Here is a 13,412-nt window from a genome sequence, read left to right on the forward strand (position 1 = left end):
CATCCGTACCCACGTTTTTTAAAAACAGTCGTTATAATCTCATTTTTCAGAACTTATAGTTCTTTTTATTAATTTACCTTTTACTCTTCATCCTCGGAACTTATTGTTTTCCGTTTCTCTTCAAAACTTACTGCTCTTCAAAGTTCATCATACTTTTTACTTTTTCATCCGATAAATTGAATACTTCATCATACAGGTTAACCTTGAAACTTCCGGGCCCGTTTGATTTCCTGGCTGCAAGTTCTCCTGCAACTCCAAAGTAACATAGAGCTTCTCTGGACGCTTCGCAGTAATCCGGGTTAACCGCAGCAAACAAACCTATTACAGATGCAGCCATACATCCTGTTCCGACAATCGACCCCATAAGCTCATGCCCGTTTTTAACAATAAAAACCTTCTCTCCGTCACTTATAATATCTTCTTTTCCTGTCATCACGATAACTGAGGAGCTTAATTTTGCAAATTGCTTCGCAATCTTTGCAGGGTCCGCATTAATTGAAGTTGCCTCAACCCCTTTTGTCTCAGCGCTTTCGCCTGCAAGCTTTGCAATTTCCGAGTAATTGCCTTTTATGATATCGATACGGACAGATTCAAGAATTTTTGCAGCCATTTCATCCCTGAACTTCGTAGCTCCGACCCCGACGGCATCAAGCACGACCGGAATTTTCTTTTTGTTTGCAGCGGCAGCAGAGATAAGCATGGAATCAATGATTTCCGAGGTCAGGGTTCCGATATTAAGTACAAGAGCCGATGAAATCCCTGTCATCTCAGCACATTCCTCAGGGGCATGTGCCATTACAGGCAACGCGCCAAAAGCTCTTGTCATATTTGCGCAGTCGTAGATAGTTACCCAGTTCGTTATATGATGTATGAGTGGTTTTGTTTCTCTTACTGTTTTTAATGGGTCATTCATAGTATTCCTCAAAAATGTTTTAAAAAATGTTTTATCCGCATATTGACACTTGTGACAGTTTAGATCAACATTGTATAACCAGAAGTCATCTGCAGTAAATTACTCATTCTTCACCTGCAGAAATTACTCATTCTTCATCTGCAGTAAATTACTCATTCCTTACCCTTTCAATCTTTCCTTTGGAAAGGTTGTGGTCGAAATTTCCGAAGGAAAGATTATGTTACTCTTTTCTTACTTTTTCCACGCCTGTGTAAATATTCATTTTCCGGCTCCGGATAAAGCCAATAATAGTAAGGCCTGCTTTTTTCTATGTGCAGTGATTCGATATTCTCAGTATAAATTGCGGATAATCCTCTCCATATATAAAAATTCTATTCCAAACTCCTCAAGCAGCGTCGGAATTATCATAGCAGTTAGAGCATGGCGGCTGTTGATGAAGCGATACACCGAGTTTACATTTGTTCTCCGCCTGCATAAGCAATCACTCTTCACCGGACAACATTCATTTTCCATGAATTTATACTAACCCTGGTTCTGAGCCGATTACTCTTCCCGATTATTTTCTTTTGTCAGTGTTATTAATATCAAATTTTTAAGACTGGTTCACAATTGTGAATACTCTGAGTAGGATTATTGGTAAAAATACTTTTTCCTGAAACTTGTAGTTCGAAATAATGGCACGGTTGTAGGAAGAGTGAACATACTCTTCACTAATTTAAATGAAAAAATTAATAAAGTCTAACGTCGTTTAGTTCTTTAAATTTATGAGTAAGTTCTCATTTACAGGTAACCTGAGAAGTACTCGACTAAAAAAGCATACATGAAAACTATGGAATAGTAAAGGTATCTTAATAAAAATAAAAAGAAGGAAAAAATAAATGGCACGGGTTATGATTGTAGAAAACGCCGAATTTATGAGAATAGCAATCCGGGATACGCTTTTTAAGCACGGGCACGAAGTGGTTGCTGAAGTAACGGATGACGAGGAAGTCATTGAAAAATATCTGGAGATAAAACCAGACCTCGTGTTAATGGACATTATGTTGCCGGATAACGTGCCAGACAATATGAATTGGAATAAATTGCTGAGCAAGTTTCTTATTATAGACCAGGAAGCAAAAATGGCAATGTTTTCCTCTCTTGGCCAGCAGATCCTGATAACGGAATCTCTAAAGATAGGCGCTATGGGCTTTATGGTAAACCCTTTTGAACCCGGGATGCTGAATATAATCAGAATAATTGCCGAGCCAAACTAACTTGAGAGTGAAAGTATGAATGAAAGTATAATTGATTCCAAACTTTTGCAAGTTATTCGCTCATTACATATGTTTTTAGTTCAAACAAGTTACAGTAGATACCCAAACAGTGTTAATAAGGTTTCTCAATTCTTTACTATGGATTCTTAAATTTTTGAGTTCTTAAATCTTTAAATTATTAAGTTCTTAAATTTTTTAAGCGCCTTTTGTCAGATATTTTATTAGATGTTTTATTAGATATATAAATCGGGAAATCTGCAAAAATGTGACCCTGGTTCTTATCCTCCAAATTTTTGCGGTAAGAACCATATAGGAAGAAATCAAGGAGATTCATTAAAGTTCACTAACCCTGGAAGAAACAAATTAGCGGGAAAATAAATGACTGAGATAACAGACGAACTAGTAATTCGTGGAAATCACATTAAAAATCGAATTGTGATGCCTCCTATGGTTACTTTTTCTTTTCACGGAGACAATGGATCTTACTATGGCAAGCAGCACATTGAGCATTATACAAAGCGTGCAAAAGGTGGTGCCGGCCTTATTATCGTGCAAGCGACCAGCGTTTTTGGGGCTGTAGATTCAACAGGTATGTGGTCAGCAGGTGATATCTCAGCTTTAAAGCAAATTTCAAGCAATTGCCATGAGTATAGTGCAATAGTAATGATGCAGCTTCATTGCGGTAATTTTGATATTAACGAGTTGTCAGCCGAAGACGTTCACTCGATGCAGAGAAATATGAAGCAGGCAGCCATTCGTGCCTGTGAAATGGGTTTTGACGGCGTTGAGTATCATTTTGCCCACGGATATACTTTATGCAAATTTCTTGATGCTTCTTACAACCGCCGAACAGACCAGTACGGAGGCGACGCCCTAAACAGGGCAAGAGTTTTAACGCAAATTCTGCCGGAGATTCGAAATAATACCCACAAAAATTTTATTGTCAGCGTACGCATTGGAGAGTATCTGCCCGAAAGCAAGGACGGCATTGAAGCAGCCAAAACCTTTGAGAAAGCAGGTATTGATTTATTGCATATTTCATTTGGCATGCAGCCTCCAACAAACCCGGTTCCCGATGGTTTCATATGCAGTCCTATAACCTATAGCGGCTGTAAGATCAAAAAAGAAGTAAAAATTCCAGTTATTGCAGTCAATGAAATCCGCACTGAAGAACAGGTGCGGTTCTTAATTGAAAATGATTATGTGGATTTTGCTGCTGTTGGCCGGGGTATGTTAGCTGACCCTGATTTTGCCAATCATGTGATAAATGGAGAACCTGTAAATACGTGCCTGGGGTGTGAGAGGTGCTTCTGGTTTACTGATAGTACGCTTTGTTCGGCAGAAAATAAAAATAATAACCTTCAATGAAAAAGGTCATACAAATTTTTTCAAATAAGTTTTGAAACCCGTAGAAAAACGAATGGGATTAAGTGCATCATTTTTAATTTTTCCTTCAATAACTGCTTTTGTCATCAGAATAAAATTATCTGCTGCGCCTTTTGAAAATCCGGCCTGTGTTAACGTACTCTCCCATTCTTCAGGTAATATTTGCTGCAAAGTTACGTTTCGGTTTAATACTTCTCTAAATATTTTTGCTATATCTAGAGAACTGTAATCATGGGGGCCCATTATTTCGTAGATTCTTTCCTGTGGGTTTTTACAGGTCATTACCTCAGCTAAGAATTTTGCAACATCAGGTGGAGCTATCATTGGCAACTCCATTTCAGGTGGAAAAAAAGTTGGCAGTATGCCGTTCTCCTTAACTAATTCTAAATATCCAAGCCAGTTACTGAAATAGTAAGCAGGCCGAACAAAAATCTGTTCAATTTCAAGATCGGAAAAGGCGTGTTCCAGCATGTAAGACGCCATCAGATTCCCGGTTCCTGCTTCGTGCTGTGCCCCCATAGAAGATAAACCAACAATTTTAGTAAGTCCGGATGAAAAAACAGCCTCTCTATAATTGTTTATAATCATCTGGATTTCTTTTAAGCAATTTTTACATTCCGTATTTTCAGGAGTTAGCAGGAAAACTGAACTTCCTCTCTGAAAGGCTCTTTTTAAGGTTTCTGCATCAAAATAGTCTGCAATAACAACTTCAGCACCCTTATTTTTTAACTCCTGTACTTTAGAACTATCCCGAATAACAGCTCTTACCGGTTGACCTTTCTTTAAAAGATTCTCTACAAGCATCGAACCTATCTGGCCTGTTGCTCCTAATATTATATTCATCTTATACCAACTCAGATCCAAATTTATTATTTTTACTTATGAGCTTATCCCAAAACCAATTTTATCTTCAAATTAGTAAGGTCTCAAAATTATTTTCGTAATCAGGAAATCGATTGATTATTTGAAATCCGTAATTCAAAGAAATAATCGATTGATTATTTGGAATCCCGAATTCAGAGAAGTAGTTTTGAGTTTTGGGATAAGCTCTATAATATCGTTTTAGGACCTCACATTGCCTGGAACTTCTGGTTTCCTAATGAAAGGCTTCTCTCAAACAGCTCCTGATAAGAATATCGTACTTGTAGATACATGAGTTTGTTCAACCATACCCTCCTCCTCTACTATCCTGTTACCGTAGATAGCAGATGTCTGATGAGTTACCATAGATAGCAGATGTCTGATGAGTTACCACAGATAGCAGATGCCTGATAATCTGGACTTTTTTGGTGACCTGAGTTTCATTTTTAAGAGAAAGCAAAAAACGAAAATAAAAAACCAAAGAAAAAATTTTAAAAAATGATATAAAAAGTAATAACGTCTTCGATGCTATCTTCATTCTTTTTACATAAATTCCAGTTTTACTTCAGTTCTTTTGGCTGTTTGTGATCAGGCAGCACAGGCAGAGCCATGGTATTGATCAAAATTGGGCTCTGAATATCCTTTGCCCTTTCGATCACAAGTTCTTTTCCTTTCTGGGTAAGGGCAAAAAGCGGAACTGCAGTTCCTACCTGGGCAAGAGGCTTTACAATGTCTCTGATAGGCTTTGAGGCACAGCTGGTCACAATGTCTGAATTTTCCACAAGGTTCTCTGCTTCTTCCCTGCTTAGACCTGTTACATGTACGCCAATTACTATCAAATCAAGCCCAAGCTCGGCTTCAAGTTTTCTTAACTCTTTTGCGGTTGCAGCGAAAGCTGCTGTTACTGCAATCTTTTTGTACCCGAGTTCTGCTGCCTTTTTAACTCCTGCAATAGGGTCCATTTTTGCAGTTGAGGGGTCAAGCACAATTCCGCCACGTTCCTGGATACCGTTTATAATAGCATCGATTGGTTCGGTTTCGACCAGGCCTGACATCCTGCCGCCCATGCCCTGAACGAGAGTAGGGTTATTGGAAATTACAGTTCCTGCACCTTCACAGGCAGTTACGGTTGTATCAAGCAAACCCCTGCTCAGGCCTGTCATCATGACTTCCGATGCTCCGAAACCCACAAAGTCCTCAAGTTCCAGCCTGCGTTTGTCAGTAAACATTCCGAAGTCGCTGATCCTGAATTCCATGTTCTTCTTGACTTCTTCAGGGGTGATTTTCTTGATCCCACGGATTTTGGCAAAGAGAGGGCACCATTCGACTTCAGGCTCTCCTACTTCTATAACCTTTCCATCTTTTACGACGACTCTTGTTTTTCCAAGCAATTCCATTATATGAGGCATAGTTCCACCTTTAAAGCTGAGCAAAAATATGACTGTTAAGAAACTAAAATTAGGTAAAAATAACAGTTAAGGTTTGTGACTATCTATATAATAGTTTTTGGTTTTGTGGATTTTTGATTTTTATTTTCGCCTTGATGTAGAAACTTTCACTGATATGAGTTTACTTTTGAGTTAAAAGTACAAAATTCATTGAAAAAAATGAAATAGTTATTAATCAGATTCTTCAAGTTCCTTCAATAGATGTTTACAAAAGTTAATTATCTTTAAGTCTTCAATAGTCTTTCCAATAGCAAGGGATTCCCTTAAAAGCTTGATTGCTGTTCTTGCCTCTCCAATATCACTATATATTAATCCTAGATTTCCAAGCCGTCTTCCCTCCCCTCGCCTATCTCCTATTTCTTGGGAAATTATCAATGCCTGTTCATAATATTCAATTGCTTTTCCTGTTTCGCCTAGATCACGATATGCATTCCCTAGATTTACAAGACAATTTCCTTCTCCGCGTCTGTCTCCAAGTTCCTGGGAGATTTTTATTGCTTGTTTACAATATTGAATTGCTTTTTTCAGTTCACCTAGATCAAAATATGTTGATCCTATATTTACAAGACATTTTCCTTCTCCGCGTCTGTTTCCAATTTCTCTGAAAATTTTAAGCGCTTGTTCATAATATTCAATTGCTTTTCTCGGTTTGCCCAGATCGCTATATACTAACCCCAGATTTCCAACACTATTTCCTTCTCCATATCTGTCCCCGGCATTCCTGAAGATTTCCAGTGCCTGTCCATAATATTCAATTGCTTTTCCTGTTTCTCCTAGATCAATATATGCTAATCCCATGTTTCCAAGTTGATTACCTTCTCTGTATTTATCCCCAATTTCTTGGGAGATTCTTATTGCCTGCTCGTAATATTCAATTGCTTTTCTCAGGTATCCAAGCTGCTGATATGTAAGTCCAAGGTCACCAAAAACAAAACTCTTCATTTCTTTGCTTAAAAGAATTTCATCGTTAAGAGGATCTGGTGGCAATAATTGTCTGTACAATGTTATGAGTGTAGTATAGTTTCCCCAAATATCAAGATAAACATGTAGATTTGAGTGAAGGATAATCTTTGCAGCTAGATCATATTCTTCTGCTTTGCAGGCGTGATGATGGGCTTCGATTATCGACTGAAGTTCTTCTTTTTTGGTTGGATTTTCCGGTAGTGGGAGGGAAAGGTAATATTTTACTGCAAGCACATGAGCTTCTTTTTTGTTTTTCAGGTCTTCATAAGAAAATTCTTGGACTAAAGGATGGAGCCAATAGTTTCCATTACGATCAGTTTCGAGAAGGGATTTATCTAATAGAGCATCAACAGAATCAACGGGAGTGCTGTCTGTAAACATTATTTTGATTGCTTCCAGAGGTTCAGGCTGACGATAGACCGCAATGCGCTCAAGTAATTCTTTTTCTCCGCCGACCAATTTGTCAAAGAGGAACCTTGCACTTTTAATTCGGTCTTTCTGGTGCTTTCTAAAAAGACTGAGATCTTTTAATATATTCTCTGCGGTATGTTTTCTCGCGAGTCCGGCAAGAAGTTTTAATGAGAATGGATGTCCGTCTATGTTTGTTACAAGGGATTCCAGAATTTTTAATTCAACGCTTTCAAAGCCATTTTCTTTCAGGTAGCTTATAGCAAAGTTTTGTTTAAGACCTCTTATTTGTTGCTTATTTTCATCCTCAAGCTCATCGATAAGGTATTCTCCGTTATCAAGTAACGGCATAACTCGACTGGTTAGAATAACCGTTGCATTATGAGTATTATCCCTGAGAGACCTAAATAAAAGGCCAAGACCTGAATCTATGAAATTCTGTTTCTCATTGATTATGTAACTCAGGTCATCAAAAACCAGCCATAAAGATTCTCTTTTTCTCAGTTCTTCAGTAAGTCTATTTATATCGGTATTTCCAGCCGGTCTTTTGCCTTTGAAGCTCAGGATTTCGGGGGCTTTCAGATAAGCTGCAAGTGCTTCAAGCACATCTTCAAGCTTTGCATCTCTATTATGATAAAAGTTAAGCCAGAATGGTTCTGGAACGCCTGTCGGCCTGAAGTTAACAAGAACACGTGCTAGAGTCGTTTTTCCAACGCCTGCAATGCCGCTGAAAAGAAGGATTTTGTTTTTCGGAAGGTGCTTGAGAGCTGAAGACAACTCTTCTGCCCTATTTTCAGTAACAAATTTTACGAGATTTTCGGAATAATCCGGCAGAACAGAAGAGCTGTAACTTTTTAGGACTTCCTGCTGAATTTCTTCCTGTCTCTTCCAGTCCATGTATTCCTTAATTTTTATCAGTTCCTCACCTTTTACGCCTTCCAGAGTAAGAATAAGATTATTATCACCGAAAATCAGCTGTTTGACAACATCAATGTCAATATTTACATTCACAATGAGTTTTATTTCCTTGGCAAGGTCTGGATCTTTGTTCAGTAATTTCAGGATTTCCTGCTGAAGTTCTTCCTCTGCTTTTGGATCCTGGGAGTTTCTGAGAACTTTTGTAAGTGCTTTTTCGAGAGAGGCACCCATTTTAGGGCTTATTTTCTCCAGCAAAGCCTGTGCTCTTTTCCCACTCTCAGAACCGAGTTTTTCAAATGCTTTTTCATAAATCAAATCCACAAGGACTTCTTTGCCTTTGTCAATTGCGGGTTTTCCTGCAATGGACAGGGCAGACAAAGCAGGAATGAGAATATTTGTTGCCTGCTGGGCGAGCTGGGCGAGAGCGGCTGGATCCATAAACTCCTCCAATTCTTTTTTGGTATTGGAGGCAAGTAAAATAAATTTTGTTATTTAGAACGACTGGAATAAAAATTCCACAGATTTTGACTTTATTAGGGTTCCGTTTGATAATATTCGAAAATTTCAGCTTTTTTGCAGACTTCGCGAGAAAGGCCGCTCTCCTTCGTCGAGCGTTGAGTACCCTGGATATTAGAAAGCAGTATTTACAACCGGCTGCTTGAATCTAAAATGAAAAATGTGCTTTGAAGTTTTGTTAGGTTTTTTGGGTATTTCTGTGATATTATTTTTACAAATTTAGTAAACCAAAACAGGATGGGAGTAAGGAATGATACGAACTGTTAACTGATTGACTGTCTAAATATAGTCAATGTTCTGACAAGGTCTCTAATATACAAAATAATAAATTAACTCGGGGGTTATATATGAAAAATTACATATTGGTTATAATACTTGGCTTTTTATTTATATCGTTAACAGAAATTGCTCTCGCAGAGGATGCGAAAACATACGATGCGGAGGCTTTTCGACAGGCTTTAGAGCAGGATGGGTTCACCGTAAAAGAAGGTGAATTGGGTTACTTTGATTTAATCGGGTTAGTAGAGAAAGGAGTATTACCTTCTGCATACGGAAACAATCCAACCACAAAATATGTGGCATATTTCGTTCCGGCGGCAACTGGTCATGAAATAGATGAACGTGTTTCCAGGTTAACAAGTGCACTCGGGATGAGCGGTAATACAACTCCGTTCTGGAACCTTCGCCCCGATGAAGCTGTTGTTTTCGTGGGAAGAACACCACCGGAGTGCAGGTATTTCAGCTACGATCACTACATAATGCACAGGACATTTGGGAACGAGAAGAGATGGCTCTTTTCCAACGTAGCGGATACGGTGAACAACCTGGTTATTAAAACCAAAGGCACTCCAGATAGGTCTTCCGGAAATCCTTTCAACCAAACCACGGTAATAATTATTACGGCCGACAGAGGCATCGATCAACGCATCCGGGCTGCTGCCGAATCAGCAGGGTATTCGGACAGTATAATTAATACCCAGGTGCTTCCATCAACAATATTAAACATGGGCCTGGAGAATAACTCCGATACGTTTGCTGCATTTATCCGCCCAGCCTTATTCAATGACACGCAGGCTGGCGACGATTACATCAACAATACACCTGCAACTGTTTTCCGGATTACTCCCAACAACACTACGGAGCTGGATCCTTATGATTATCCGGAGCTAAGAGTTCGCGGAACTGGAAAAACAGAGTTCGAGCTTACGGATGATCTCGAAGAGCTAAGGACTGCGATTCTCAACAAATATAATAAGTCGAGTGCCACAGAGCTTCCGACCAGTCAGGCAGTTCCGGTAGGAAGTGACGCTATTCAGAGAGGAATCAATGGTGTAGGGCCCAACAACGATGCCTGCTATCTATGGACAGCAAACCAGACTGCCTCCTCGCCGACACCTCCTTTCTTTAACACCTCTCTGTACTATCCTTTCCTGCGAAACCCGGCAATTACTCTGGGCAACGATCCCAATGAATTAATAATTGTCTATGGGGTCAACCATGTAGCCACAGGAAAGGCATCGTACTCGAACTTCGCAATATACGGAGCAGATGCGTGGAACGGTGTTAGAGCAATTACAGATGCAGATTTCAATGGGTCTGCTGAGGAATATCTCCCCAACAATCCCAACGCGAAATACCTTTATGTCTACAAGCTAGCCAGGAACTGCAGCGAAAGTGATCAATACTGCTATGAGGTTCCCTATGGTATAGGAACTTATGGAATAGAACTGGATCAGCCTCTTTTCATTGGCTGGAGGGCCTACCTGGAGAACACTACAAAAACCGGGCCAGCCTACTCAGAGATCGTGTACGACCGGGCTATGAAGTTCGACCCAAAGAGTTAAGGTAAAAAGAACTTGATATTAAGGACAATTCAAGCTCTAGCTGATATGTGTTACCTGCAAACACATATCTTTATTTTTTTGAAAAGCCAGAATATATTTCATAATAATTTTTATTATTTAGATAGATTAAAACGGAAATTTTCAGGTTTTGGCTGTTTTAAAATTCTGTCTATAAAAGTAGGAATCCCAGTTTTTTCGCATATTATGAAAAGGCTGCTCTCCTGCGTTGAGCGTAGATACGTTTACAACTCTGAAAAGTAAATCGACCTGCTTACGGAAAGAAAATAAAAGTCAGATTAAGCTAGAAAGGACTACTGAATAAGAGAGGTATTAAAAAGTTAAAAGAGGATATTAAAAAGTTAAAAAGGTCAGGGAATAGGTTTCCCTGATAAATCACTGATTGAGGCTGCACTTCCGTTTAGAGCTGCGGACGTCTGTCGATGATTCTCTTTGCCTTTCCTGCGGTTCTTTCGATGCTGCCTTTCTCAAGGAGCTCGACGTTTGTGCGGATATTCAGGACGGCTTTAAGTTCGTGCTGGACGTAGTTCTGGACGGCTTTAAGGTCTTTAAGGTCGCCTGTAAAGGCATTATCTTCAAGTTCGACTTCGATTGTGAGTTCATCGAGCATGTGTTTGTTCCGGTCAAGGATGAGCTGGAAGTGTTCGCCAACCTGTGGGATGCGGGAAATGACGTCCTGGATCTGTGAGGGGAAAACATTGATTCCTCTTACTATCATCATATCATCAGCCCTGCCCATGAGGCGGGAAATTCTTGTGGTTGTCCGACCGCATTCGCATTCTGATTCAAGAAGCTTTGTCATGTCACCTGTACGGTATCGGACGTTGCAGAAGCCTTCTTTGTTGATGGAAGTGAGAACAAGTTCACCTTTTTCACCTTCTGAGACCTGTTCTCCGTTTTCATCAAGGACTTCGACAAGGAAGTTGTCGCTCCAGATGTGCAGGCCGTCCTGCTCCTGGCATTCGAAACCGATTCCTGGCCCGAACATCTCAGACAGGCCATAACAGTCATAGGCTTTGAGGTTGAGACGCTTTTCAAGCTGCTTCCGAGTGTTTTCAGACCAGGGCTCACCGCCAAAGACGGCGGCTTTTAAGGAGAGCTTGTCTATAAGGTCAAGTTCTTCGGCCGTTTCGGCAAGGTAAAATGCATAAGAAGGTGTACAGTGGATTGCAGTTACGCCGAAGTCGATCATCATCTCGAGTTGCCGGGCAGTATTTCCGGTTGCAGCCGGCACGACCATTGCACCCATTCTTTCGACACCGTAATGAAAACCTATTCCTCCGGTAAAGAGCCCGTAATTCATTGAGTTCTGAATGGTGTCGCTTTTTGAAAGCCCAATCATTGTAAGATCCCTGGCAATCAGGTCTGACCAGGTCTCAATATCTTTTGCCGTGTACCCGACGACCGTGGGCTTTCCGCTGGTTCCGGACGAGGCGTGGATACGTACTATCTCTTCTTTTTTGGCAGCGAAAAGCCCGAAAGGATAGTTGTCCCGAAGATCGGTTTTCCGCGTAAAAGGCAATTTACGGACATCTTCGAGAGTCTTGATGTCTTCTGGAGTGACTCCGGCGGCTTTATAGTTTTGCCTGTAGAAAGGAACATTGTCATAGACCAGTTTTACGCTGTATTGAAGGCGTTTTAGCTGTAATTTCTTCAGTTCTTCGGGATTCATTGTTTCGTATTTCGGCTGCCAGTATTTCATTAACAGAACCTTCTTTTTTATTTATGAAACCGTTCTCAGGTTGTAATTTTTTAATGCATGAATGCCATGTTTCTACATGTCATGATATATTAAATAATCTAATGAGTAATATAAAACATTCGGAAAAATCAGGTGTACTGTAAACTTTTACGCATATAAATATTGTTGAGGGAAGGTATTTGAGTTCGGAGATTCGAGAAGCCCTAATATTTGTTTGTAAAGGGGAAATAATGAATGTGACTGACTTAGAAATGACTCAAAACTTAAAGAATTTTCGGTATCCTCTGAATGTGGATATTTTTAGAAGTGAGGTTTTGCCATTTTTCACATAATCCCTTTATTTCCGCTAATATTTAATAGCATAGCTTATTTCTTTAAAAATTTATATAATAATTACTTAAAATCCATTTAATTCTTTGTTTTTATCTAAAGTTGGAATTGGAGTAATAAATAGCTTATTAATTATGAAATAAACTTTATTTGAGCTTTCAAAACATAATAAATATTTATGTTTTTATGCAAGTTATGGAAATAAATTACAATAAATTTTAATTTTGAAAGTAAATGTAATATTATATCAATTTTTGAACTTAACTCGTATTCAAAGGCATTTTGAAGTATTATTTTAGAGGCTTAAAAAGTAATTTTATGCCAAAATACGTGATTTTGACAGATTTTTTAGATTTTAGAGCATTTTTATCAATTTTGGCAGAGCCTCAAGTATATTTGGTACATCAGAACATTTCAGATAGCATATAAAAAATGACTGAAGTTTAACTCCGTTTTACTCCTTTCGTTATGTCTGCCAAGGATGATTGAAGCTTGTCTTTTAGTACAGTTTGATCTATATTGTCTTTTAGTACAGTTTGATCTATATTGTCTTTCTGTACAGTTTGATCTATATGCAGTATATAAGGAGTATGATATTATTGAATGAAACTCTATTCACTGCTCCCTGTGGAATAAATTGTTGCATTTGCATGGCTTACTTAAGGAAGAAAAATAAATGCCCAGGTTGTAGAATTGATGTTAACAAACCTGTTACTCGAGTCATATGCAAAATAAAAACATGTGAAACTTTAACAAAAAACAGATTAACATTTTGTTTTGAATGTGAATGTTTTGATAATCCATTTTTATCCGATTGATGTTTTAAAACACCTGAATGTTAGCATTTCC

At 38.9% G+C, this 13,412-nt stretch carries 8 protein-coding genes; 3 read left to right on the forward strand and 5 right to left on the reverse strand.

What is annotated here, in order from left to right; genetic code table 11:
- Window positions 1-127: 127 nt before the first annotated feature.
- The gene (thiM, locus tag ASJ81_RS13500; protein ID WP_095644860.1) at window positions 128-913 is read right to left on the reverse strand and encodes a hydroxyethylthiazole kinase; all 786 of its coding nucleotides are present in this window, start codon (window positions 911-913) and stop codon (window positions 128-130) included.
- An 878-nt stretch (window positions 914-1,791) separates the two neighbouring features.
- On the opposite strand from thiM, the gene ASJ81_RS13505 reads away from it, so the two are divergent.
- Both ASJ81_RS13505 and ASJ81_RS13510 read left to right on the forward strand, forming a co-directional pair.
- Complete coding sequence (locus ASJ81_RS13505) at window positions 1,792-2,169, forward strand: response regulator (RefSeq protein ID WP_095644861.1); 378 nt, start codon at window positions 1,792-1,794, stop codon at window positions 2,167-2,169.
- A 378-nt stretch (window positions 2,170-2,547) separates the two neighbouring features.
- Window positions 2,548-3,537, forward strand: coding sequence for an NADH:flavin oxidoreductase (locus ASJ81_RS13510; protein WP_095644862.1), 990 nt, complete (start codon window positions 2,548-2,550; stop codon window positions 3,535-3,537).
- Between the two features lie 6 nt (window positions 3,538-3,543).
- Here ASJ81_RS13510 and ASJ81_RS13515 read toward each other — a convergent pair whose 3' ends face one another.
- The 3 genes from ASJ81_RS13515 to ASJ81_RS13525 form a co-directional block, all read right to left on the reverse strand.
- Window positions 3,544-4,398, reverse strand: coding sequence for an NmrA family NAD(P)-binding protein (locus ASJ81_RS13515; RefSeq protein WP_095644863.1), 855 nt, complete (start codon window positions 4,396-4,398; stop codon window positions 3,544-3,546).
- 578 nt (window positions 4,399-4,976) lie between these two features.
- Window positions 4,977-5,825, reverse strand: a complete 849-nt coding sequence (locus tag ASJ81_RS13520) for a methanogenesis marker 8 protein (protein ID WP_095644864.1) — start codon at window positions 5,823-5,825, stop codon at window positions 4,977-4,979.
- 210 nt (window positions 5,826-6,035) lie between these two features.
- Window positions 6,036-8,591, reverse strand: coding sequence for a tetratricopeptide repeat protein (locus ASJ81_RS13525; protein ID WP_095644865.1), 2,556 nt, complete (start codon window positions 8,589-8,591; stop codon window positions 6,036-6,038).
- A 572-nt stretch (window positions 8,592-9,163) separates the two neighbouring features.
- Between ASJ81_RS13525 and ASJ81_RS13530 the strand changes: the two genes are divergently transcribed.
- Window positions 9,164-10,513, forward strand: coding sequence for a hypothetical protein (locus ASJ81_RS13530; RefSeq protein ID WP_245860146.1), 1,350 nt, complete (start codon window positions 9,164-9,166; stop codon window positions 10,511-10,513).
- A gap of 418 nt (window positions 10,514-10,931) precedes the next feature.
- Here the strand turns inward: ASJ81_RS13530 and ASJ81_RS13535 are convergent, their stop codons facing one another.
- Entirely contained in the window at window positions 10,932-12,233 is a 1,302-nt protein-coding gene (locus ASJ81_RS13535) for a phenylacetate--CoA ligase family protein (RefSeq protein WP_095644867.1), read from the reverse strand.
- Window positions 12,234-13,412 lie beyond the last annotated feature (1,179 nt).

It is taken from the genome of Methanosarcina spelaei (genome assembly GCF_002287235.1).
GTDB lineage: Archaea > Halobacteriota > Methanosarcinia > Methanosarcinales > Methanosarcinaceae > Methanosarcina > Methanosarcina spelaei.